The sequence below is a fragment of the Streptomyces sp. 3N207 genome (genome assembly GCF_052246355.1).
Taxonomy (GTDB): Bacteria; Actinomycetota; Actinomycetes; order Streptomycetales; family Streptomycetaceae; genus Streptomyces.
Map to the genome: position 1 here is coordinate 561,961 of NZ_JBQQBV010000002.1, position 22,254 is coordinate 584,214.

Annotated in this window: 15 protein-coding genes and 1 pseudogene; 8 read left to right on the forward strand and 8 right to left on the reverse strand. The window is 72.3% G+C overall.

Annotated features, from left to right (window positions below; all coding sequences use genetic code 11):
• Positions 1–4: 4 nt before the first annotated feature.
• Together ACTWP9_RS05260 and ACTWP9_RS05265 are read right to left on the reverse strand one after the other, a co-directional pair.
• A complete protein-coding gene (locus ACTWP9_RS05260) occupies positions 5–1,159 on the reverse strand; it encodes an amidohydrolase family protein (RefSeq protein WP_443244769.1) in 1,155 nt (384 codons plus the stop codon).
• Positions 1,160–2,635 carry a glutamine synthetase gene (locus ACTWP9_RS05265; RefSeq protein WP_443244770.1) on the reverse strand — a complete coding sequence of 492 codons (1,476 nt, stop codon included), beginning with the start codon at positions 2,633–2,635 and terminating at the stop codon, positions 1,160–1,162. It lies immediately after the preceding gene.
• A gap of 215 nt (positions 2,636–2,850) precedes the next feature.
• Here ACTWP9_RS05265 and ACTWP9_RS05270 point away from each other — a divergent pair, with 215 nt between their 5' ends.
• A complete protein-coding gene (locus ACTWP9_RS05270) occupies positions 2,851–3,822 on the forward strand; it encodes a helix-turn-helix domain-containing protein (protein ID WP_443244771.1) in 972 nt (323 codons plus the stop codon).
• Between the two features lie 220 nt (positions 3,823–4,042).
• Here the strand turns inward: ACTWP9_RS05270 and ACTWP9_RS05275 are convergent, their stop codons facing one another.
• Entirely contained in the window at positions 4,043–5,284 is a 1,242-nt protein-coding gene (locus tag ACTWP9_RS05275) for an acetyl-CoA C-acetyltransferase (RefSeq protein ID WP_443244772.1), read from the reverse strand.
• A 43-nt stretch (positions 5,285–5,327) separates the two neighbouring features.
• Positions 5,328–6,254 carry a LysR family transcriptional regulator gene (locus tag ACTWP9_RS05280; RefSeq protein WP_443244773.1) on the reverse strand — a complete coding sequence of 309 codons (927 nt, stop codon included), beginning with the start codon at positions 6,252–6,254 and terminating at the stop codon, positions 5,328–5,330.
• A 141-nt stretch (positions 6,255–6,395) separates the two neighbouring features.
• Here ACTWP9_RS05280 and ACTWP9_RS05285 point away from each other — a divergent pair, with 141 nt between their 5' ends.
• The gene (locus ACTWP9_RS05285; protein ID WP_443244774.1) at positions 6,396–7,895 is read left to right on the forward strand and encodes a 3-hydroxyacyl-CoA dehydrogenase; all 1,500 of its coding nucleotides are present in this window, start codon (positions 6,396–6,398) and stop codon (positions 7,893–7,895) included.
• A 192-nt stretch (positions 7,896–8,087) separates the two neighbouring features.
• Here the strand turns inward: ACTWP9_RS05285 and ACTWP9_RS05290 are convergent, their stop codons facing one another.
• Together ACTWP9_RS05290 and ACTWP9_RS05295 are read right to left on the reverse strand one after the other, a co-directional pair.
• Complete coding sequence (locus tag ACTWP9_RS05290; RefSeq protein ID WP_443244775.1) at positions 8,088–10,034, reverse strand: AMP-dependent synthetase/ligase; 1,947 nt, start codon at positions 10,032–10,034, stop codon at positions 8,088–8,090.
• A gap of 613 nt (positions 10,035–10,647) precedes the next feature.
• Positions 10,648–11,688, reverse strand: coding sequence for a cation diffusion facilitator family transporter (locus ACTWP9_RS05295; protein WP_443244776.1), 1,041 nt, complete (start codon positions 11,686–11,688; stop codon positions 10,648–10,650).
• Positions 11,689–12,064: 376 nt separating this feature from the next.
• On the opposite strand from ACTWP9_RS05295, the gene ACTWP9_RS05300 reads away from it, so the two are divergent.
• Positions 12,065–14,632, forward strand: coding sequence for a glycoside hydrolase family 3 C-terminal domain-containing protein (locus ACTWP9_RS05300; protein WP_443244847.1), 2,568 nt, complete (start codon positions 12,065–12,067; stop codon positions 14,630–14,632).
• Between the two features lie 108 nt (positions 14,633–14,740).
• Here ACTWP9_RS05300 and ACTWP9_RS05305 read toward each other — a convergent pair whose 3' ends face one another.
• Complete coding sequence (locus ACTWP9_RS05305) at positions 14,741–15,676, reverse strand: helix-turn-helix domain-containing protein (protein ID WP_443244777.1); 936 nt, start codon at positions 15,674–15,676, stop codon at positions 14,741–14,743.
• Positions 15,677–15,835: 159 nt separating this feature from the next.
• Here ACTWP9_RS05305 and ACTWP9_RS05310 point away from each other — a divergent pair, with 159 nt between their 5' ends.
• Positions 15,836–16,486 carry an NAD(P)-dependent oxidoreductase gene (locus ACTWP9_RS05310; RefSeq protein WP_443244778.1) on the forward strand — a complete coding sequence of 217 codons (651 nt, stop codon included), beginning with the start codon at positions 15,836–15,838 and terminating at the stop codon, positions 16,484–16,486.
• A gap of 283 nt (positions 16,487–16,769) precedes the next feature.
• On the opposite strand, the pseudogene ACTWP9_RS05315 reads toward ACTWP9_RS05310, so the two are convergent.
• Positions 16,770–17,015 (reverse strand): annotated as a pseudogene (locus ACTWP9_RS05315) (type B 50S ribosomal protein L31); the annotation flags it as partial.
• A 126-nt stretch (positions 17,016–17,141) separates the two neighbouring features.
• Between ACTWP9_RS05315 and ACTWP9_RS05320 the strand changes: the two are divergent.
• From ACTWP9_RS05320 to ACTWP9_RS05335, 4 genes are all read left to right on the forward strand, one after another.
• The gene (locus tag ACTWP9_RS05320; protein ID WP_443244779.1) at positions 17,142–18,320 is read left to right on the forward strand and encodes a baeRF3 domain-containing protein; all 1,179 of its coding nucleotides are present in this window, start codon (positions 17,142–17,144) and stop codon (positions 18,318–18,320) included.
• Positions 18,321–18,363: 43 nt separating this feature from the next.
• Entirely contained in the window at positions 18,364–19,587 is a 1,224-nt protein-coding gene (locus ACTWP9_RS05325; RefSeq protein WP_443244780.1) for an MFS transporter, read from the forward strand.
• Positions 19,588–19,742: 155 nt separating this feature from the next.
• Positions 19,743–21,257, forward strand: a complete 1,515-nt coding sequence (locus ACTWP9_RS05330; protein WP_443244781.1) for a sialate:H+ symport family MFS transporter — start codon at positions 19,743–19,745, stop codon at positions 21,255–21,257.
• A 14-nt stretch (positions 21,258–21,271) separates the two neighbouring features.
• Positions 21,272–22,246: a dihydrodipicolinate synthase family protein gene (locus tag ACTWP9_RS05335; RefSeq protein WP_443244782.1), complete on the forward strand. Its 975-nt coding sequence runs from the start codon at positions 21,272–21,274 to the stop codon at positions 22,244–22,246.
• Positions 22,247–22,254: the final 8 nt, after the last annotated feature.

The following is a 22,254-nucleotide window of genomic DNA, read 5'->3' on the forward strand; positions in this document are numbered from 1 at the left end:
GGGTTCACAGTCCGTACAGCCGCCTCGCGGTGCCGCCCGCGATCATGGCCGTCACCCTTTCCGCGTCCGACGGTGACCACTCGCCCCGTGCGACCCACTGCTCCGTCAGGTCAGTCATCGCCTCGCGGAAGAGACGGGCGCCGACCAGATACAGCTCAGGGATGCCGTAGGCGTCGGTGGAGAAGAGGAGTTTGCCGAACGGGGTGAGTTCGAGCAGCTCCGCGAGCACCTGGCGGGCGCGGGCGCCGGTGTGACTGAGGGTGAGGCCGAAGTCGGCGTAGACGTGGGGGAAGACGGCGGCCAGATAGCCGGCGCCGCGGTGGTAGGGGTAGCAGTGGAGGAGGATCAGCGGGGCACCGTAGGGGGCTACCGCGCGGATGAAGTCGGTCAGCAGCAGCGGATCGCAGCGGTCCAGCCGCAGATCCGGGTCGCCGAAGCCGGTGTGCAGCTGGAGGGGGAGCCCGGTCCGTACGGCCGACCACAGCAGATGCCGCTCCAGTACGGGGTCGGAGAGCCTGCCGCCCTGCACCCGGGAGGCCAGCCAGCCGTCGGCCGCGGCGTAGATCTCCGAGGTACCGGGAGGCGCGGGGTCGAGGTCCAGGCCGCAGCGGTAGGCGACCACGGACTTGAAGCCGCGTGCCGTGCGGGCCGATTCGCGTACGCCGTCGGAGACCTCGGCCAGAAAGGTGTGGGTGTCGCGAGCGGTGTCCGCAGCTCGCTCGGCCAGCCGTTCGAGACGGACGATCTCGTGGGCCTCGGCGGTCGCGGTCTCGGCCAGCTCGCCCGGGGTGAGCAGCGAGCCGGGCAGCCCGGTGTCCACGAGGAACGCGGAGATACCGCTGGCGCGCAGCAGCCTGCCGGTCACCTCCGTGGTGCCCAGCTCGGCGCGCCGGCGCAGATATGCCGCAGGGTCGCAGTGCGGATCCAGGTCGAGCACCGGTGCGCAGCAGCGCCGTACGGCGAAGCCCAGCTGGGTGTCGAAGTAGCTGACCGGAGGGCCGGTCTCCTCCGCGGTGGAGCCGGCGGCAGGGGCGGGGCGCCGCGGGACGTGGGCCTCCGTCAGATATCCCTCGAACGCGGCCGGGTCCGGGCCGGCCCGGAGCACTCCGTGGCAGTGCTGATCGATCAGCGGCGGAAACGCGGGCGCAGACGTCGGCATTCAGTACCTCCCCCGGGTCGCCGCGGCGATCTCCTGCTCGCTCGTCCCCTCGAACAGCTCGATCTCGCCCGCGCGCACCGCGCGAATGGCGCCGAACAGTGGCTCACCCAAGGCCGGGCGCAGCACCTGGGAATTCTCGAAGCGTGCCAGTGCATCGCCGAGCGAGCCAGGCAGCCGCCGGGGCATGGGGTCCAACTGCACCGGGTCACCCGTCACAGGTGCGGGCAATCGGGCGGCGGCCGGGTCGGCGCCGGCGAGGTCGCCGAGACCGGCCAGCCCCGCCGCGATGACGCCGCCCACCAGCAGATACGGGTTGGCCGCCGAGTCCACGCACTTGACCTCGGCGTTCGCGCTGTCCGCGGCGGAACCGCTGCCCGCGATGAAGCGGAGCGCGGCCTCCCGGTTCTCCAGGCCCCAGCACTGGAAGGCGCCCGCCCAGCGGGACGGGCGCAGCCGCAGATAGCTGGCGGGGGAGGGGGCGCCGAGCGCCAGCAGCGCGGGCAGTTCCCGCAACACCCCGGCCAGGAACGCTTCGCAATCCCGCGTCATCCCGAACGGCCCCTCGCCGCCCGCGCACAGATTCCGGCCCTCCCGCCACAGGCTCAGATGCAGATGCCCGCCGCTGCCCACCCCGCCTGGGTCGACCACCGGCGCGAACGACGCGGTCAGCCCGTGCCGCAGCGAGACCGCGCGTACCGTCTCCCGCACCAGCACCGCCAGGTCCGCGGCGCCCACCGGGTCGGAGGGTGCGACCGACACCTCGAACTGGCCCGCGGCGTACTCAGGGTGGATCTGGAGCACCTCGACGCCCTGCGAGGTGAGCGCCGCGAGGATGTCGCGCAGATAGTCCGAGGTCTCCACCAGCCGCGCCATGCCGTAGGCCGGGCCGCTCGTCGGATACGCCGGCTCGCCGCCCGCTCCCGGCAGCGGGCCGCGCACGGCCACCCACTCGGTCTCGAACCCCGTCCGCAGCTCGATGCCGTGCTCGGCCAGCGCTCGTTCGGCCATCCGCCGGGCGAATCCCCGCTGGCAGGCTGCGTACGGCCGGCCGTCCTGCTCGTAGCGGTCCACCGGCGCCCAGGCCCAGCCGGGCTGCGCCGAGAGCACCGTCAGTCGGTCCAGATCCGGAACCAGCCGCAGATCTCCGTCAGGGCCACCGATGTGCTCGCTGGCCGTCATGGAGTCGTCGACCAGATAGACGTCGAAGCACGGGGACATGCCCACGCCCGCGCCGACGGCCTGCGGCAGCCGGTTCGCCGGTACGGCCTTCACCCGGGTGAGCCCCGCGTTGTCCACCCAGGTGAGCGCCGTGCCGTGCACTCCGGCCCGGGTGAGCCGCGCCGCGGCGGCACGCGCCCGCTCCTGGGCACGCCCGGGGTCCCGCTCCCGTCGCCGGCCGGGTTGCCCCGTCTTGTCCGCTGTGGTCCGCGATGCGGTGTCTGTTTCGCCGCCCGGCGTCCGCCGTGTCGTTCCCATGCACGAGGCGTTTACTCCCCGTTCGCGATCAGGGCAAGTCGCCGTGCGCCGGGAGCCCTCAAGCCGCCCGGGATGTGCCAACGGCAACAAGCCTGGGTACGACGTGCCTGACTTCAGGGCTAGTTGGGCAGGTACCCCAATGAGGCCACATCGGAGCGGGGAGGGAAACTTGGAAGGTGGCGAGACCAATGCGGCTACGGTACGGGAGCAGCGGTATGCGCATCACTGACGTCACTGGCGGTGAGCCGGCCGCCAGAGACGCCGTGCAGAACGGTACGACGGAAGGGGGCGGCGCATCCCCGGCGGTGCCCCGGATGGTGCTGGGGATCAGGCTGCGGAGGCTGCGCGAGGCACAGTACATATCCCGCCGAGAGGCCGCGGAGGCCATTCGGGTCACCCATCAGCGGATCCAGGAGCTGGAGCAGGGCCGCATCGGCTGTGCCCTGCGGGACGTCGCGGACCTGCTCACCATCTACGGCGTCACGGACGAGAGCGAGCGCGCGGTACTGACCGCGCTGGCCCAGCAGGCCAATACGCCAGGCTGGTGGCACTCCTTCCAAGGGGTGGTGCCCCGCTGGCTGCACAGCTACCTGGGCCTGGAACAGGCGGCCAGCGTGATCCGCACCTTCGAGGTGCAGTTCGTACCCGGCCTTCTCCAGACCAGCGGGTACGCCCGCGCCGTCATCGAACTGGCCCACGGGGAGGAGCCCGAGGCGGGCATCCAGCGCCGTGTCGACCTGCGGATGCGGCGCCAGCAGATCCTCTACGGTCCCCGCGCCCCGCATGTATGGGCCGTCATCGACGAGGCCGCGCTGCGCCGCCCCGTCGGCGGAGCCGCCACGATGCGGGCCCAGCTGCGGCACCTGAGCGCGATGAGCGAGCTGCCGCATGTGACGGTGCAGATCATGCCGTTCAGCGCGGGCGGACACGCAGCAGCGGGTGGCCCCGTCACGCTGCTGCGGCTGCCCGAGAGCGAACTGCCCGACATCGTTTACCTGGAGCAGCTGCACAGCGCCACCTACCTCGAGGACGACGCCGACATCGAGGCGTATCGCCGCGTCACCGATCGCCTGGTGACCCGCTCGATGCCGCCGTCGCAGACGCGCGACATGCTGCGGCAGATCGCCGACGAGCTGCCGGGCGATGGGTCCGCGGAGCCAGCCGTGCGCCGCCTCGCCTCGCGCTAGCGCTTGTTCGCCCTCTCCGGTGCTGGGGAGGGGCTGCCCCTTGCTGACATCCGCAGACTGCGGGTGAGTTGTGGCTGGTCGCGCAGTTCCCCGCGCCCCTTTCAGGGCCAGCTCTTGCGCTTGGGAGGTCTGCTCCCCCAAGCTCTTCGAGCAGGGGGTACCCCCAGGGCGCAGGGCTGGCAAGCGCAGCCCCCACGCGGGGTACGCAGGGTTCTCGGAGTCAGTTTGGAGCGGCGACGCGCTCGAAGATCGCGGCGAGGCCCTGGCCGCCGCCGATGCACATCGTCTCCAGGCCGTAGCGGGCGCCACCGCGCCGCATCTCATGGGCCAGAGTCGTCAGGATGCGCGCGCCGGTGGCGCCCACCGGGTGGCCGAGGGAGATCCCGGAGCCGTTGACGTTGATCCGCTGCTCGTGGTCCCGCTCGGTCAGCCCGAGAGCGCGGGTGCAGGCGAGGACTTGCGCGGCGAACGCCTCGTTCAGCTCGATGAGGTCCATGTCCGCCAGTCCGAGCCCGGCCTTGGCCAGCGCGTCCCGGGTGGCCTGTACCGGGCCCAGGCCCATCGTCGCGGCGGGCACGCCTGCCCGGGCGAAGGAGACCAGCCGCACCAGCGGCCGCAGCCCGAGCCGCTCGGCGGTCTCCGCGCCGGTGACCAGGCAGCCGGCCGCTGCGTCGTTCTGGCCGCTGGCGTTGCCCGCGGTCACGGTGGCCTCCGGGTCCTCCCTGAGCCGTACGGGCCGCAGCGCGGCGAGCTGTTCGGCGGTGGTGTCCGGGCGGGGGTGCTCGTCCGTCCCGACCCGCGTCTCGCCCTTGCGGGTCCGTACGGTCACCGGCACCGTCTCCGCCTCGAACCTGCCCTCGGCCAGGGCCCGTCCGGCGCGCTGCTGGGAGCGGAGCGCCAGCGCGTCCTGCTCCTCGCGGCTGACGGAGAACTCCCGGCGCAGGTTCTCGGCCGTCTCGATCATCCCGCCGGGCACCGGATGGTTCTCGCCGCCCGCGGTGATCCGGCCGCGGGCGAGGGAGTCGTGCAGTGTCAGCCCCGGGCCCTGGATGCCCCAGCGGCCTTCGTGCGTGTAGTACGGCGCCGCGCTCATCACCTCGGCGCCGCCCGCGATGACGACCTGACTGAACCCGGCCCGTATCTGCATCGCGGCGTCCAGCACCGCCTGGAGCCCTGAACCGCAGCGCCGGTCGACCTGAGTGCCCGTCACCGACTCCGGCAGGCCCGCGTCCAGCGCCGCCACCCGGCCCAGGGCCGGAGCCTCCGAGGTGGGGTAGGCGTGGCCGAGGATCACCTCGTCGACCCGGGCCGGATCGATGCCCGTACGCGACACGATCTCGGAGATCAGCAGGGCTGCCAGCGTCTGCGGGCGCTGCCCCGCCAGTGCGCCGCCGAACCGGCCGATGGGGGTGCGCAGGGGTGAGCAGATGACGATGTCGGGGCTGTCGGAGCTGACGGACATGCTGGGGCCTTTCCGGCTTCGATGAAGGGGCGGGCTGCGTCGGTCACTCGGTCCCCCGTCGCTGGTCCCTGGAGCGCGCGGGAGGGGTGGGCAGGACCTCGCGGGCCACATCGAGCACGCTGCGCAGCGCGGCGGACGGGTTGTCAGGGCGCCAGGCGAGCGCCGGACGGAGCACCACGGGCGGCCCCGCGAGCGGGCGGTAGACCAGGCCGGTCTGCTGGATGTGGGTGCAGGAGGTGAGCGTGAGGGTCACCCCGACGCCCATCGCGACCAGCGCGAGAATCGTGTACGAGTCCGGCGCCTCCTGCACGACGCGGGGGATGTGCCCCGCGCGCTCGCAGGTCTGGAACGTCACATCGCGCAGGCTGGAGCCGGTGTCGGCCGGGAAGCTGACGAACGGCTCGCCTGCCAGGTCTGCGACGTCGACCCGCTCCTGGCGGGCCAGCGGATGGTCGGAGGCGAGCGCGCAGAGCAGTTCCTCCTCGGCGATCACCCGGGTCTCCACGCCCGGCCGGGCCACCGGAAGCCGTACGAAACCGAGATCGAGGGAGCCCTCGGCGACCCGGGCTAGGGCCCGGTTCGCATAGTTCTGGCCCTGCATCACCAGCTCGATACCGGGGTGCGCGGTGCGGACCGCACGGGTCAGCAGGGGAAGGGCGGTGTGGCTGGAGGCCCCTGCGAAGCCCACGCTCACCCGGCCGAACTCACCGCGCCCCGCGGCCTTGGCGACCCGGGTGGCGGCATCCAGATCGGCCAGCACCTTGCGGACCGGCGCCAGAAAGGAATCGCCCGCGCTGGTCAGCCGCACCGAGCGGGTGCTGCGCTCGAACAGCTGCACCCCGAGCTCCTTCTCCAGCTGGCGGATCTGCTGGCTGAGCGGCGGCTGAGCCATGTTCAGCCGCATGGCGGCCCGGCCGAAGTGCAGCTCCTCGGCCACGGCGACGAACGCGGCGAGGTAGCGCAGCTCCACGGCGGGCTCACTTTCCGGAGAGGGCGGCCCGGAGGCCACTCATCTGTTGCTCGTCTTGAAAAGACTCTAATTTGGCCCTGAATGCAGATCAATGGTCGCTGCCGACGTGGGACCGCGCGCAGTGAGGAGAGGGAGCCGTTCATGCGGATCAGGGTGGTCGGAGCCGGCACCATGGGGCGCGGCATCGCACAGTGGGCGGTGACGGCCGGACACACGGTGGAACTTGCCGACGCGCGGCCCGAAGCGGTGGCCGACGCCGTCTCGTTCACCCGCGCCATGCTGGAGCGGGCGGTGGAGAAGGGCCGGACGAGCCGCGCGGCGGCCGACCGCGCGGCGGCAGCGCTGGTGGCACTGGACTCGCCCTACGACTCCGCGTCCGACTCCGCCGCGGACGGCGAGGCTCCGGAGCTGGTGATCGAGGCCGTGCTGGAGGACCTGGAGGTCAAGGCGGAGCTGTTCACCGGCCTGGAGCGGGTGCTGCCCGACGCGACCGTCTTCGCCACCAACACCTCGTCGCTGTCCGTCACCCGGATCGGCGCCCGGCTCGCCGACCCGGGGCGGCTGGCCGGACTGCACTTCTTCAATCCCGTGCCTCTGATGAAGCTGGTCGAGGTGGTGCCCGGTGCCGCCACCCGCGAGGGCGTGCCCGAGTTGCTGGCCGCACTCGTGGCGGACTCGGGGCACCGGCCGGTCACAGTGGCCGACACCCCTGGCTTCCTCGTCAACCACGCGGGGCGCGGACTGGTGACCGAGGCGTTCGCGCTGCTGGAGGAGTCCGTCGCGGGGCACGCGGCGATCGACCGGATCGCGCGTGACGTGCTCGGGCTGCGCATGGGGCCGTTCGAGCTGATGGACCTGACGGGGCTGGATGTGACGGCCTCCGTGATGGACACCGTCTGGGACGGCTTCCGCCACGCCGACCGGTTGCGCCCCTCCTATCTGCCGGCCAACCGGGTCGCGGCCGGGCGGTACGGGCGCAAGTCCCTGCGGGGTTTCTACGCGTACGGCGAGGGAGAGGCGGGGCCCTCGCTCCCCGAACCCCGGATCGAGGGCGGCGACCCCGCGCGGGCCGTTCGCGTCACCGGCGCCGAACTCGCCGACCTCGCCTCCGCGGCGGCTTCGCCGAACGATGCCCTGGTCCTGGTGCCGGCCTGGGGCACCTCGGTGGCGACCACGATCGCCGAGAACGGACTGCCCGCGGAACGCACCCTGGGGGTGGACCCGCTGTCGCTCGGCACCCCGCGCCGGGTACTGGCGGTGACGGCCGCCACGCGGGAGGACGCCGTACGGGACGCCGTCGCCGTGCTCGCCCGGGACGGTCATGCGGTGTCCGTCGTACGGGACACCGCCGGCTCCGTCGCTCAGCGGCTGTTGGCGTCGATCGTGAATGTCGCCACCGGTATCGCCGAGCGCGGAATCGCCGCGCCTGCCGATATCGACGTGGCCGTCACCCTCGGCCTCGGCTATCCGCGGGGTCCGCTGGCCTGGGCCGACACGGTGGGAGGGGCCCGCATGTGCTCCCTCTTGCGGGCCCTCCACACCGAAACGGGCGACCCTCGCTACCGCCCCACCCCCTGGCTCACCCATCGGGCGAGCCTCGGCCTCCCGCTGAGCACACCGATGCCGCCCCTCCCGGAGTGAGGCCCGCGCACGGCATCTCACCGGCCGGGCGGCGACTCGTCCTGGAACCGCGAGAGTGGTTGCCGTCGCCGGCGCGGGGACCAGCCATGGTGCCGGACGTACGGGACGCAGGGAACGTACACGTGGACGTAGCCGCATCCGAGCACGCATGCCCATCCCTTCCTCGGTCCGTGACCCGGGAACGCGCGCGCCCTACTGCTCGGGACCCCGTTCGCTGTAGAGGGCGTCGATCTCGGCCGCGTACGCCTCGGCCACGGCCTGCCGTTTCACCTTCAGGGACGGGGTCAGCAGCCCGTTCTCCTCGGTGAACTCGCCGTCGATGATGCGGAATCGGCGGATGGACTCGGCGGTGGAGACCGCCTCGTTCGCGTAGTCGACGGCACGCTGCACCGCGGCGACCAGCTCCGGGTCGTCGCGCAGCTCGGCGAGCGGGGTGTCGGCGGGCCGCTTGCGCACCCGGAGCCAGTGTGCGACCGCCTCCGGGTCGAGGGTGACCAGCGCGCTCACGTAACGGCGGCCGTCGCCGACGACCATGCACTGCGCCACCGGTGGACGGCTGCGCAGCCGGTCCTCCAGCGGAGCGGGGGAGACGTTCTTGCCACCGCTGGTGATGAGAATGTCCTTCTTGCGGCCGACGATGGTCAGATACCCGTCCTCGTCCAGCTCCCCGAGGTCACCGGTGGCGAACCAGCCGTCGGACAGCACCTCGGCGCTCGCCTCCGGCCGGTTCCGGTACGAGCCGAAGACGATGCCGCCCTTGATGAGTACTTCGCCGTCGTCGGCGATGCGTACCGCCGTGCCCGGTACCGGACGGCCGACGGTGCCCGGGCGCGGGCCGAGCGGAGGCGTGACGGTGGCGGCGGCAGTCGTCTCGGTGAGCCCGTAGCCCTCGTAGATGACGATGCCGGCCGCGTAGAAGAACAGGTTGAGACGGCGGTCCAGCGGTGAGCCGCCGCTGATGGCATAGCGCAGTCTGCCGCCCAACTCCTTGCGGATACGCCGGTAGACCAGCAGGTCGTACAGGCCCCAGGCCAGATACAGCCCCGGCGAAGGCCCGTTGCCGGTGCCCAGGAACTTGTGCAGATACGCCTCGCCGAAGCGCACCGCGATCCGGTCGGCACGGTCGAAGGAGGAGCCGCGCCCCAGCTTCTCCGCCGTCTCCCGCCCCGTGTCGTGGATCTTCTCGAAGAGGTAGGGCACGCCGACGACGAACGTCGGCCGGTAGGAGCGCAGTTCGGGGCGGAGTTCGTCAGGCTTGATGCTGGGGAAGTGCCCGAACTCGATCCGGGCGTACAGACAGGCGAGCTGGATCGTGCGGCCCAGGATGTGCGCGAGGGGCAGGAAGAGCAGGGTGGAAGCCGTCTGGCCGGTGACCTCTTTGAAGACCGGGTGCAGCAGTTCGACGGTGTTGGCGGCCTCGGCGTGCAGATTGCCGTGGCTGAGCACACAGCCCTTGGGCTTGCCGGTGGTGCCGGAGGTGTAGCAGAGGGTGGCGACGGTGTCGGGGCCGAGGGCGGCGCGGCGCTCGGTGAGCTCGGTGTCGGGTATCTGCCGCCCGTCGTCGGCGAGTTGGGCGAGCGCGGGCCGGGAGCCCGCGACCGGGTCGATCTGCCACAGCCGTGGCCGCCGCGGCTGCGCCGCCAGCGCGGGTTCGGCGGTGGCGGCGTGCTCGGCCGTCTCGACGAACAGGAAGGCGGCGTCCGAGTCGCGCAGGATCCACTCGATCTGCTCGGTGGAGGAGGTGGCGTAGATCGGCACCGTCTGGCCGCCGGACGCCCAGACGGCGAAGTCCAGCACACACCACTCGTACCGCGTACGGCACATCAGCCCGACCCGGTCCCCGGGCTCCAGCCCCGCCGCGACCAGACCCTTCGCCGTCCGGGCGACCTCGCGGGCGAACTCGGCGGCGGACACCGGGAGCCATGCCTCCCCGGCTTTGCGGCGGATGACGACCGTGTCGGGTGCTTCTTCGGCGTTGGTGAAGGGGAGGTCGGCGAGGCTTCCGGAGGTGACGGGCGGGACCAGGGGCTCGGCGCGTGCCTCGCGTACGGTGCCGTCCTCCTTGATCACCTTCACCGGGCCACGTGACGCCAGGTCGCCGCGCCGTTTCGCTGTCCTGAGGTCCTTCCAGACGCCCATCTCTTCGGCTCCTGTTCGCGGGTGCGGGTGTGGTGCCGATGCGCTGCGTGCGCCGCGCTTGGTGACAGGACAGTCAACTTACTCACGCGTAAGGAGAAATCAATGCCCGCGGCAAAGGGAGATGCGCAGGGGTGCCGCCGAGCCGCGGAGAGGGTGCCCCTTCGCCTGGTGCTGGGAAGGGGGTGCCCCTGTCCGATGCCTGCAGGCTGCGGCTGTGTTTGTGGCTTGTCGCGCAGTTCCCCGCGCCCCTTCGGAGCGCGGCACCCATGCCGGGTGCGCAGGATCTGAGGGCCGCAACGGCGGACGCGGACCGGCGATCCGGTGGCCCGAGCCCCCCGACTCCGGATCGCCGTCATCCACGCCGAGCCCCCACTGGCAGCGAGGCCCGTGCAAGATGCGCCGCTGCTGGGAGCAGGCCCGCCGAGGATCGGGCCGCTGAATGCCGCCCGCGGACCCCCCACAGGCCGCGGGCGGCTGCCCAGCGGTGGCACAGGCCCGGGCGTCTGACGGGGAGACGCCCGGGGACTTCCTCAGAGTGCCCCACGCCCGCCCCGCCCAGCAGGGGCCGAACGGCCCTCTCCGCGCGGCCTCGGTGCGCGCGGCCCTCGCCGCCTCAGTGCTCGTGCGGCCCGTCGTGGTGCACGGGGCCGTGCGGGGCCGCGCAGTGCCCCGCAGCGGCCGGGGCGGCGGACAGCGCGTGGGCGCCGGCCGGCAGCCGGTCCGCGTGGTCGATCTGGAGCGTGGTGTGGGTCAGTCCGTGCCGCTCGGCCAGCATGCGGTCCAGGTCGCGGCGGACCCGGTGACAGTCGCCGCCCGGCTCCACCAGAACGTGCGCCGACAGCGCGGGCTCCCCCGAGGTGATCGTCCAGATGTGCAGGTCGTGCACCTCGGTCACCGACTCGGCAGCGGCCAGTTCGTCGCCCACCTCGTCCGGGTCGAGGCCGACCGGTGCCGCCTCCAGGAAGATGCGGCCCGAGTCGCGCAGCAGCCCGTAGCCGGCCTTCAGCATCAGCCCGACGACGAGCAGCGTGGCGATGGCGTCGGCCCGCGCATAGCCGGTGACCAGGATCACGAGACCGGCCACCGCGGTGCCGATGAAGGCGAACAGGTCGTTGAGTATGTGCTGGTAGGCGCCCTCGATATTGAGCGAGGAGCGGTTCGCCCGCGACAGGAACCAGGTGGCCAGGAGGTTCACCGCGATGCCCACCAGCGCCGTGCTCACCACCAGCCAGCCGGTCACCTCCGGCGGGCTGATCAGCCTGCGTACGGCCTCGTAGCCCAGCCAGCCGCCGGCCAGTATCAGGGTGAGCCCGTTCGCATGGGCGGAGAGGATCTCGGCCCGCTTGAGCCCGAAGGTGTAACCGCCGCGTGCGGGCCGGGCCGACAGCCGCATCGCGACCAGTGCCAGCACGATCGAGACCGCGTCGGTGAGCATGTGTGCCGCGTCCGACAGCAGCGCGAGGGAGCCCGCCAGCACGGCGATGGCCGCCTCGACGACGATGAACGCGAGGATCAGCGCCAGCGCCATCGACAGCCAGCGGCGGTCGGCCCCGACCGAGATGCCGTGCGTGTGCCCGGCGTGCGCGTGCCCGTGCCCGCTGTGCCCGTGCGCATGGCCCGGCTGCGCGCTGTCGTGCTGGTCTCTCGCGTCCACGTCAGTCCTCCCCATCGGTCACCCTTCGTGATTCCCCGGCCCCCGGTCGGGGGTCCCACCGCTCCGCGCCGACCGAGGTGCGCCGCCCCCTCGCGGTGCCGGGCTGAGTGCAGTGAAACCCACCGCACCCCGGGGGTGCAAAGGCTGCATCGGTGACCGTTGTCAAAACCGATAACACCGCTGTGACCTGCGGATTCTTCATGATTTCCGTTGTCGTCACGACCGGCTGGGACCGGGCTGTGCCATACGGTCCGCGCGGCTGCCGACCCGTCCTGCGTCGTGACGACTCCGACTGCTTTCGCAGGGCTCCGGAGCACCGGATCTGAGAGGCTGGCAACCAGTGATCGACAAGAGCGACATGAGCGATGTGAGTCGTATGGACTGTGCTCCCCGGCATGCCGCCGATTCCCGGGATGCCGACCTCCAGCGTGCTGCCGCCGTCGAGGCCGCGCTCGCCGCGCTGGACCTGCCGACGAAGGTGGCGCTGCTCGGGGGCGCGGACATGTGGTCGGTCGGCCCGGTCGGGGCCGGGTCGGCGACGGGTTTCGGCAGGCTCGTCCTCTCGGACGGTCCGGCCGGGGTGCGCGGCGAGAACTGGACGCCCGAGGATCCCAGCATCGCGCTGCCGTCGCCCACCGCGATCGGCGCCACCTGGGACACCGAGGCCGCCCGCACCGTCGGGCTGCTGCTCGCTCAGGAGGCCCGCCGCAAGGGCGCCCACGCGGTGCTGGCCCCCACCGTCAATCTGCACCGCACGCCCTACGCCGGGCGGCACTTCGAGGCGTACTCCGAGGACCCGCAGCTGACCGGCGTGCTGGGCGCCGCACTCGTCGCGGGCCTCCAGCAGGGCGGCGTCGCCGCGACCCCCAAGCACTATGTGGCCAACGACGCGGAGACCGACCGCTTCTCCGTCGACGTACGCGCCGACGGCCGCACCCTGCGCGAGCTGTATCTCGAACCCTTCGAGCGCATTGTGCGCTCCACCCGGCCCTGGCTCCTGATGGCGGCGTACAACAGCGTCAACGGCGTGACGATGAGCGAGCACGATGTGCTCAACAACGGGGTGCTGCGCGGCGAGTGGGGCTTCGACGGGGCGCTGGTCTCCGACTGGACCGGCGCCCGCTCCACCCTCGGCTGCGTACGCGGCGGCCTCGACCTGGCCATGCCGGGCCCGGACACCGTCTACGGCGAACATCTGGTCGCAGCCGTCCGCGAGGGCCGGGTGGCCGAGAAGACGGTGGATGTGCTCGCCCGCCGGGTGCTGCTGCTCGCCGCCCGCGTCGGCCTCCTGGACGGTGCGCCGCCCGCCGTCCCCGGCCCCGCGCTGCCCGCACCGCTCGACGGCCCCGCCACCGTACGCGACCTGGCCGCGCGCTCCTTCGTCCTGCTGCGCAACGAGTACGCGGGAAACGCTGTGCTCCCGCTCGGAACGGGCGGCTCCGCGGAGTCTCCCGACGGTGCCGTACGCCGGATCGCCGTCAGCGGACTGCACGCCTCCGCACCCCGGTTCGGCGGCGGAGGCAGCTCGCAGGTCTTCCCCGAACAGGTCAGCACCCCGCTGGACGCGTTGCGCGCCGCGGTCCCGGCCGGTACCGAGGTCACCTACGAACCGGGCCCCGACCCCCGCTCGCGGCTGGCCCCGGCGTCGGACGCCGACGGCTTCCGGCTGACCGCCGTCCTGCACGGCCTGGACGACGCCGAACTCGCCCGCGCGGAGCAGCGCGACGGCAGCGTGCGGTGGATGGGCAGCCTGCCCGGCGGGGTCTCCTTCGCCGACCTGGGCCGCGTCGAACTGGTCGGCGAGTTCACACCACGCGAGAGCGGCACCCACCGGCTCGCGGTGCGCGGCGTGGGCCACTTCAGGCTGGAGGCGGGGAACCGGGTGCTGTACGACGCGGAGCTCCAGGCCGAGAGCGAGGACCCGGCCGCCGCTTTCCTCCACCCGCCGCAGCGGACGTTCATGCTGGACGCGGAGGCGGAACAAGCCCCGCTGCCCGTCCGCCTGCTGCACTCCGTCCCCGCGCATGGCGTGGGCGGCCTGTTCGGGCTGGTCTCCTTCGAACTCGGCTACGGCGCGCCCGCCGTGTCCGAGGAGGAGCTGATCGAGCGGGCGGCGCGTACGGCGGCCGAGGCGGACTGCGCGGTGGTGTTCGTCGGCACCACGGACGAGACCGAGAGCGAGGGCGTCGACCGCGAAACCCTCGCCCTGCCGGGCAGCCAGGACGAACTGGTGGCGCGCGTCGCCCATGCCAACCCCCGCACCGTGGTGGTGGTCAACGCGGGCGCCCCCGTACTGATGCCGTGGCGCGAGGACGTGGCGGCCCTACTGCTGTGCTGGTTCCCGGGCGAGGCGGGCGGCGAAGCCCTTGCCGACGTGCTGCTGGGTGCCGCCGAGCCGGGCGGGCGGTTGCCGACGACCTGGCCGGACGCGGAGGACGATGTGCCGGTACGCCAGGTCGTGCCGGACAGCGACGGCCAACTGCCGTACGCCGAAGGCCCGTACATCGGCTACCGCGCCTGGAGGCATGCGGCAGGGCCCGAGCCCGCCTACTGGTTCGGGCACGGGCTGGGCTACACCCGGTGGGAGTACGAGTCCCTGAACATCACCGCGCTGGAGGCCGCCGCCGACGGCGATCCGTACCGGCCGGTCGCCCGGACCACCGTCCGCGTCCGCAACATCGGCCCCCGCGCAGGCCGCGAGGTCGTCCAGCTCTACCTCGGTCCCGAGGGCCCGGACCGCAGGCTGGCGTCCTTCGCGGTGGTCGAGGCCCCGGCAGGCGGCGCGGTCGAAGCACACCTCCAGGTCCCGCTGCGCGTCGTCCAGACCTGGGACGACACCCATCTGACCTGGCACCCGTGCCCGGGCCCGCAGCACTTCGCCGTCGGCCGCAGCGCGGCCGACATCCGGCTGACGGCCGAACTGGAGCTGAAGCTCCCGGCGTAGAGCTGGTCCGCGCGCAGGGGAACGTGTGCGCCCCGAAGGGGCGCGGGGAACGGCGCGCCCAGCCACGAAGCACCCGCAGTCTGCGGGCATCGAGCAGGGGCTCCTTCCTCAGCGCCGTACCGAGGCGCGGAAGGCGCCCGGGGCGGTGCCGGCGCGCTGATGGAAGAACTTGGCGAAGTTGGTGGCGTCGGCGAAGCCGAGGGCGGCGGCGATCCGCGCCGCGGAGCGGTCGGTGTGGGCCAGCAGCCGCTTGGCCTCCAGAACGACGCGGCGGTCCACGAACTCCTTGGCGCCCAGCCCGACCGCGGCGCGGGTGGCCCGGGAGAGGGTACGGGGCGAGTAGCCGAGGGCATGCGCGTAGTCGGCGACCCGGCGGGTGCGGGCGAAGTCCTGCTCGACGGCGGCGCGGAACCGGCGGAAGGTCTCCGAGGGGACCGCGTCCGCCGCCCGGCCGTCCGGCTCCACCAGCCGGACCAGCCGCAGCAGCAGGACCGCCAGCAGATGCCGCAGCACCTCTGTGTGGGCACCCTGCGCGGGCACCTCCGTGTGGGCACCCTGCGCGGCCGGGCGGCGTTCCGCGGCGAACTCGAAGCGCAGATGATCCAGGGCGATCCGGACCGCGCGGGCGTACTCGTCGTACGGGTGCCGGGCCACCGCGCCCGACGCCTCGTCCAGGCCCACGAACGCCGCCGTCGTTGGGTCGGGGAAGGTGGGCTGGAAGAGGATCAGCGTGCCCTCGGCGTCGTCCAGGTCGTCGTACTGCTGCACCTGCCCGGGGCGGACCCACAGCCATCCGCCGGCCGGGGTGGTGTGCTCGGTGAAGTCGACGAACTGGCGCAGCCTCCCCGACTCCACGGCGAAGAGCTGGTGGAAGCCGGGCCGCTGCGGGTCGGCCAGCCGCTGGCCGGCGCGCGCCGCGCGGTCGCGCAGCTCGGACAGCGTCATCACCTCCAGCCCTGTGGTCGCGACGCCCGGCGGCGGGGCGTACGGGAGCTCGGGGACAGCGGCGGACGCGGATGCGGTGGAGTGTCCGGTTCTCACCATGGCTGGTCGTGACCTTACCTCGCGGGGTGCTCGCTGCCCGGTTAGCTTCGAGGTGTCGGCCTCCCGGCAGGGAGAACCCGGTGCGAACAGTGGCGGAAATATGCCACCCGTTCGGCGCTCCCCCCACCCTCGTCCGCACAGCGCAACAGGAGTACCACCATGGCGAACATCGCCGTCTTCGGGGCCAACGGCAACATCGGCAGCAGGATCGTCCGCGAGGCGCTGGACCGTGGCCACCAGGTCGTCGCCGTCGTCCGCGACCCCAGCAAGTTCGTCGCCTCCAGGGAGGCCGTCACCGTCCTCACCGGCGATGTGCTCTCGCCCGAGTCCGTTGCGGCTGTCGGCGGGAACGCGGACGTCGTGGTCAGCGCGGTAGGCGGCAAGAACGGCCCCGGTCATCTGGCCACCATCGGGCCCGCCGCCGAGTCGCTGGTCACCGGGCTGCGTTCGCTCGGTGCCGGAGCGCCGTCGCTGGTGTTCGTCGGCGGCGCCGGGTCGCTGCGCAAGCCCGACGGCTCCCGGGTGTGGGACACCGAGGGACTGCCCGACACGATCCTCCAGATCATGCACGCGCACGGTGAGGCCCTCGACTATCTGCGCGGCGTCCACGACATCCGCTGGACCAACATCAGCCCCGCCGCAACCATCGAACCCGGCGCCCGCACCGGCACCTACCGCATCGGCAAGGACGACCTCGTGGTGGACGAGAACGGCGAGAGCCACATCTCCATGGAGGACTACGCCGTCGCCGTCCTCGACGAGATCGAGAACCCGAGGCACGTGAGGGAGCGCTTCACCGTCGCCGACTGAGTTCCCGACGCGGGGTGCCCCTGCCCGATGTACGCGGGCTGCGGGTGCTCCCCCGAGCTCTTCGAGCAGGGGATACCCAGGGCGCAGGGGCAAGCGCAGCCCCCGATGCCGGGTAAGCCCATGAGGGTCAGGGCAAGCGCCGATCCAGCGCGGCCCTGCCCTCGGCCGCAATGCGCTCGCGGGCCCACCGGAGGTTCTCCTCCGACAGATCGCGGCCGGTGGCGAGGACGAGGTCCTCGGGGGTGGGCTCGCTGTCGGGAGCGGCGTGCAGGATGTTGTCCGGCGTCGTTCCCTCGTAGCGCTGGCGGAACCTGGCGATCCGGCCTTCGGAGTCCACGACTCGCGCCTTACCGGTGTGGAACGGATGGCTTTCGGAGGAGATCTCCACGTCGACGAGGGGGTATATGTGCCCGTCGTCCCACTCGATCGTGGTGTCGCTGGTGGCCGTCGAACGCGTCAGAAACGCGAAACCGGCCGCCCGGTCACGGAAGACCACCTCGTGGTAGTCGGGGTGAGTATCAGACTTCACAAGTCGCTCCTTCCCCCACGTACAGGGCGCCCCATCCAGGTTACGTCCGTACTCCCGGCGCGGCATCCTGCCTGGTGGCCCGGCCTCGCGGCGGGCTCCGAGGTGCGGAGCGCGGGGTCCGGAGAGATGCTGGAGGGTGCGGTCGTCGTCCCCTTCCGGAACGAGGTACGGATGCGCACCAACGACCTGACCAACGAGGTCCTCGCCAATCTGCGGAAGCCGCGCCCCTACCCCGCGGTCACCCTGGTGCTTCCCACTCACCGCACCAAGCCGGACAAGCTGCAGGACCCGGTGCGGCTGCGCAATCTCATCGCCGAGACCGGGCGGCGGCTCGCCGAGGACCCGCAGGTCCCGGCGGCGGTGCGGGCCGATGTGATCAAGCAGCTGGAGCAGGCCGAGAACGAGCTGGACCTGATGTACGCGCTCGACACGCTGGTCGTCTTCGCCGCTCAGGGAGAGCACCAGTTCTGGCATCTGACCCGGCGTGCCGACACCGAACGCATCGTCATCAACGACACGTTCCTCACCCGCAACCTCGTCGCTGCCCGGGCCCAGAACCGCCCGTACTGGGTGCTCACCTTCGACGAGGAGAAGGCCAGGCTGTGGAACGGGATGGGCGAACAGCTCACCGAGGAGCACCGCTACGGCTTCCCCGTCGAACATGAGCCCAACGTCTCCGAACGGGAGCGCGCTTCCCGCACCGGCGACTTCACCACCGGCTACCGCGACGAGGCCGAGCTGCAGCATCTGCGGGACGTGGATGCCGGCGTGGCCAAGGTGCTGGAGACCGAGCCCAGGCCCTTGCTCGTAGCCGGGCTCCAGCACGGGCTGACGGCGCTGGCCGATGTGGGTGCGCACGCGTCCCGTAACGCGCTGGCCACCGTGCCCAAGGGCGGGCTGGCCAATGCGCGGGCCTCGGTGGTGTACGACGCCGTCGCTCCTGCGCGCGCCGAGTTGGTGCAGGGCCGGGCCGACGAGGCGCTCCGCCGGCTCGGCGACGCGATCGGCCGCAAGGAGTTCGCCGCGGGGATCGACGAGGTGTGGCGGGCGGCCCAGGAGGGCCGGCTGGCGCTGCTGGCCGTCGAGGAACCGTACCGGCAGAAGGTGCGGCTGACCGGCGGTCACCTCTCACCCGTCGCCGACGACGCGGTGAGTGACGAGTCGGGCGAGGTACGCGACGACATCGTGGACGAGACGGTGGAGTCGGCGCTGTCCACCGAGGCCGAGGTGGTCTTCGTGGCCGACGGTGCGCTGGCCGAGCACCGCAGGATCGCGGGCGTGGTCCGCTACACCTGGGCCGGGTAGGGGGCCGCCGGAGCGGCGGCAGTGATCTTTCAGGGGCACGGCTGTGACATCGCACAGCGCTGAACACGACAACGAGCCCCGGCGTGGCCTGTTGTGGTACGCGGCGGCGACCTTCGTCTTCGCCGTCGGAATGGCAGGCACCACGCTGCCGACCCCGCTCTACGGCCTCTACCGGCAGGAGCTCGGATTCGGCGAACTGATGGTGACGATCGTCTTCGCCGTCTACGCCGTCGGCGTGATCGCCTCGCTGCTGGTCGCCGGCGACTTCTCCGACAAACTCGGGCGCCGGCCCGTGCTGTTCGCGGCGCTCGTCCTCTCGGCGGCCAGCGCCGGGTGCTTCCTGCTGGAGGGCGGGCTGCCGCTGCTGTTCTCCGGACGGCTGCTGTCCGGGTTCGCCGCCGGGCTGTTCAGCGGAGCGGCGACCGCGGCCGTCCTCGAACTGGCGCCCAGCAGCAGCCGGGGCTTCGCCGCGACCGCCGCGAACATGGGAGGGCTCGGCTGCGGACCGCTGCTGGCGGGCCTTCTCGCGCAGTACGCGCCCCGCCCGCTCACCCTGCCCTTCGTCACTCATCTGGCGCTGCTGGCCATCGGGTTCGCGCTGACCCTGGCGCTGCCCGAGACCGTACGTACGCGCAGTCCCCGGCCCCGGCTGCGGCCACGCGGGATGGAAGTGCCGCGCGAGGTGCGGCCGGTGTTCGTCCCCGCCGGGCTGGCCTGCTTCACCGGCTTCGCCGTCTTCGGCCTGTTCACCGCGGTCTCGCCGGGCTTCATGACCGGAACCCTGCACATCGGCAATCTGGCGGCATCCGGTGCTGTCGTCTTCTCCGTCTTCTGCGCCTCGCTGCTCGGGCAGTCGCTGACGGGCCGGATCGGCGCCCCGGTGGCGCTGCCGCTCGGCTGTCTGGGGCTGGTCGTCGGCATGGCGCAGGTGGGGCTGTCGTTGTTGCTCGGCTCGCTGGTGCTGCTGGTGACGGGGGCGGTCACCGGGGGAGTCGGGCAAGGGCTCGCGTTCCGGTCGGCCATGGCGGCGGTCAGCACCCGGGCGCCCGAGGAACACCGGGGCGGCACCATCTCGGCGCTGTTCGTCGTCGCGTATCTGGGAATCTCGCTGCCGGTCGTCGGGGTGGGTGCGCTCAGCACCGGGCTCGGGCTGCGTAACGCGGGGCTGGTCTTCTCCGCCTGCGTCGTGGTGCTCGCGTCCGGCGTCGGCGCTCAACTGTGGCGGACCAGAAAGGCGGAGGCGGTGGCGCCGGCCACGACCGGCTGAGCCGTTCCCGCGGTCCCGTCGGGCCAACTCCCGTGCCCCGGGGGCCGGAACAACCCCTTGTCCCCGTCCGGCAGGCGCATGTAGCGTCCCGCAACGACAGGACATCCCATGTCCTACGTCTGATCCTTTCCGGCCGCCGAGGAGGGCGCCCCGCGATGGCGAGACTGACGAGACGTGACGGCAAGACGCTCTTCGCCGCCTGGCTCGGCTACCTCATGGACGGCTTCGACTTCGTCCTGATCACCCTGGTGCTCACGGAAGTTGCCGACGCCTTCGAGCTGTCGACCGTCACCGCGGCGACGCTCGTCTCCGCCGCCTTCATCTCCCGCTGGTTCGGCGGGCTGGCCATCGGCGCGGTGGGGGACAGGTACGGCCGCAAGCCGGCGATGATCCTCAGCATCCTGCTGTACTCCGTCGGTTCGCTGGCCTGCGGACTCTCCTGGGGCTACTGGTCGATGTTCGCCGCGCGGCTGTTGCTCGGCCTCGGCATGGCGGGTGAGTACTCCGCGAGCGCCACCTATGTCATCGAGAGCTGGCCCGCCGCGGCCCGCAACCGCGCGAGCGCGCTGCTCATTTCCGGGTACGCGGTCGGGGCCATCATCGCCGGGCAGGTCTACCGCTTCGTGGTGCCCGCCTGGGGCTGGCGGGCGATGTTCATCCTCGGCGTCGTCCCCATCGCGCTGGCCCTGTGGATGCGGCGCGGGCTGAAGGAGTCCCACGACTGGGAGCAGGCCCGCGCCACGGCCGCCGCCGGAACGGAGACGGCGAGCGCGGCGAACCGGCCGGGAACGCGGCGGGACTTCGTCACCATCCTCTACCGCGGCCGCCGCGCCCCGCTGAACCACGCCCTCACCGTTGCCGTCGGACTCGGTCTGTTCCTGCTGTTCACCGAGCGCGCCGGGGGTTTCGCCTGGCCGCTCGCCCTGCTCGCCGCCGTCGGATTCGTGCTGTTCGCCGCGCAGTTCGCCCGGGGGCGTACGCCGATGATGGTGATGCTGATGGTCACCGTCTTCTGCGCCTTCCTGTACTCCTGGCCCATCCAGGCGCTGCTGCCCACCTACCTCAAGAAGGACCTGGACTTCTCCCCGGGAACCGTCAGCGACATGCTGTTCTTCGCCGGGTTCGGGAACGTGGCCGGCTGTGTGCTGGTGGGATTCCTCGGCGACCGATGGGGCACCCGGCGCACCTATGTGGCCTCGCTGTGCGTGTCGATGCTCTTCGTGCTGCCGGTCTTCGCCATGGACCGCGGCCAGACGGTGTGGCTCGCGCTGCTGCTGTTCTTCCAGCAGATGTTCGCGCAGGGCATCTCCGGTCTGCTGCCGAAGCTGATCGGCGGCTACTTCGGTACCACGGAGCGCGCGGCCGGGCTCGGCTTCACCTACAACGTCGGCTCGCTCGGCGGTGCGGTGGCGCCCGTGCTGGGCGCCTCGCTGGCGGGCGGACACAGCCTCGGTCCCTCCCTCGCCTGGCTGACGTTCTCCCTCACCCTGGTGGTGATCGTGTTGATCGCGGTCGACGCACCGCTGCGGATGCAGCGGTTGGTCCGGGCGGACGTTCCGGTTGCTGCCGTCGAACCACCTCCCCCGGCTTCCGGCCGGGCGGTGCCGCCACACCCTCGCCGTCGGGGTTCCCGCCGTGACGGCGGGAAGAATCTTGCCGAACACGACTGAGGAGGCACTGACCCATGAGCGTCCAGCCCTCGCCCGGATCCGGGACTGCGGACCGTACGGCCCTCAGCGGGGTGATCCCGCCGCTGTGTACGCCGCTGACCGAGACCCGTGAGCTGGATGTGGGCTCGCTGGAGCGGTTGTGCGGGTTCCTGCTGGATGCCGGGGTCGACGGGCTGTTCGTCAACGGGTCGACCGGCGAACTCGCCTACCACACGGACGAGACGAGACTGGCGGCGCTGCGCGTCGTACGGCGGGTGGCCGACGGCTCCGTTCCCGTACTGGCGGGGGCTGTCGACATGACCACCAACCGGGTCATCGCACAGGCGCGCGCCGCGCGGGACGCGGGTGCGGACGCCGTCGTTGCCACCGTGCCCTTCTACTCGCCCACCCATCCGGGCGAGATGGCCGACCATTTCCGCGCCGTGCGGGACGCCGTCGAACTGCCGCTGTGGGCCTACGACATCCCCGGCAACGTGCAGCGCAAGCTGCCCGCCCAGGTCGCGGCCGAGCTCGCCGCCGACGGGGTGCTCGCCGGCCTCAAGGACAGCAGCGGCGACCTCGACGAACTGCGTACCCTCCTCGAACTCACCGAGGCCAACGGCGCACGCGGCAACGGCTTTGCGGTGCTCACCGGCTCCGAGACGATGGCCGACACGGGCCTCGCGCTGGGCGCCGACGGCATCGTGCCGGGCCTCGGCAACGTCGACCCGCACGGCTATCTCGCCCTCCACCGGGCGGCGCGGCGCGGTGACGCCAAGGACGTCGCGGCGGAACAGGCCCGGCTGCGGCGGCTGTTCGGGCTGACCCGGGTGGGCGATCCCGCCCGGATCGGCAACTACTCGGCGGCCATCGGCGCCTTCAAGGAGGCCCTGCGCCGACGCGGCGTCATCGCCACGGCCACCACCCCGTTGCCCATGCGCCCCCTCACCGACGAGGACCGCGCCGAAGTGGCCCGCCACCTCGCGGAGGCCGGCCTGGGGCCGGTGTGAGACCCCGG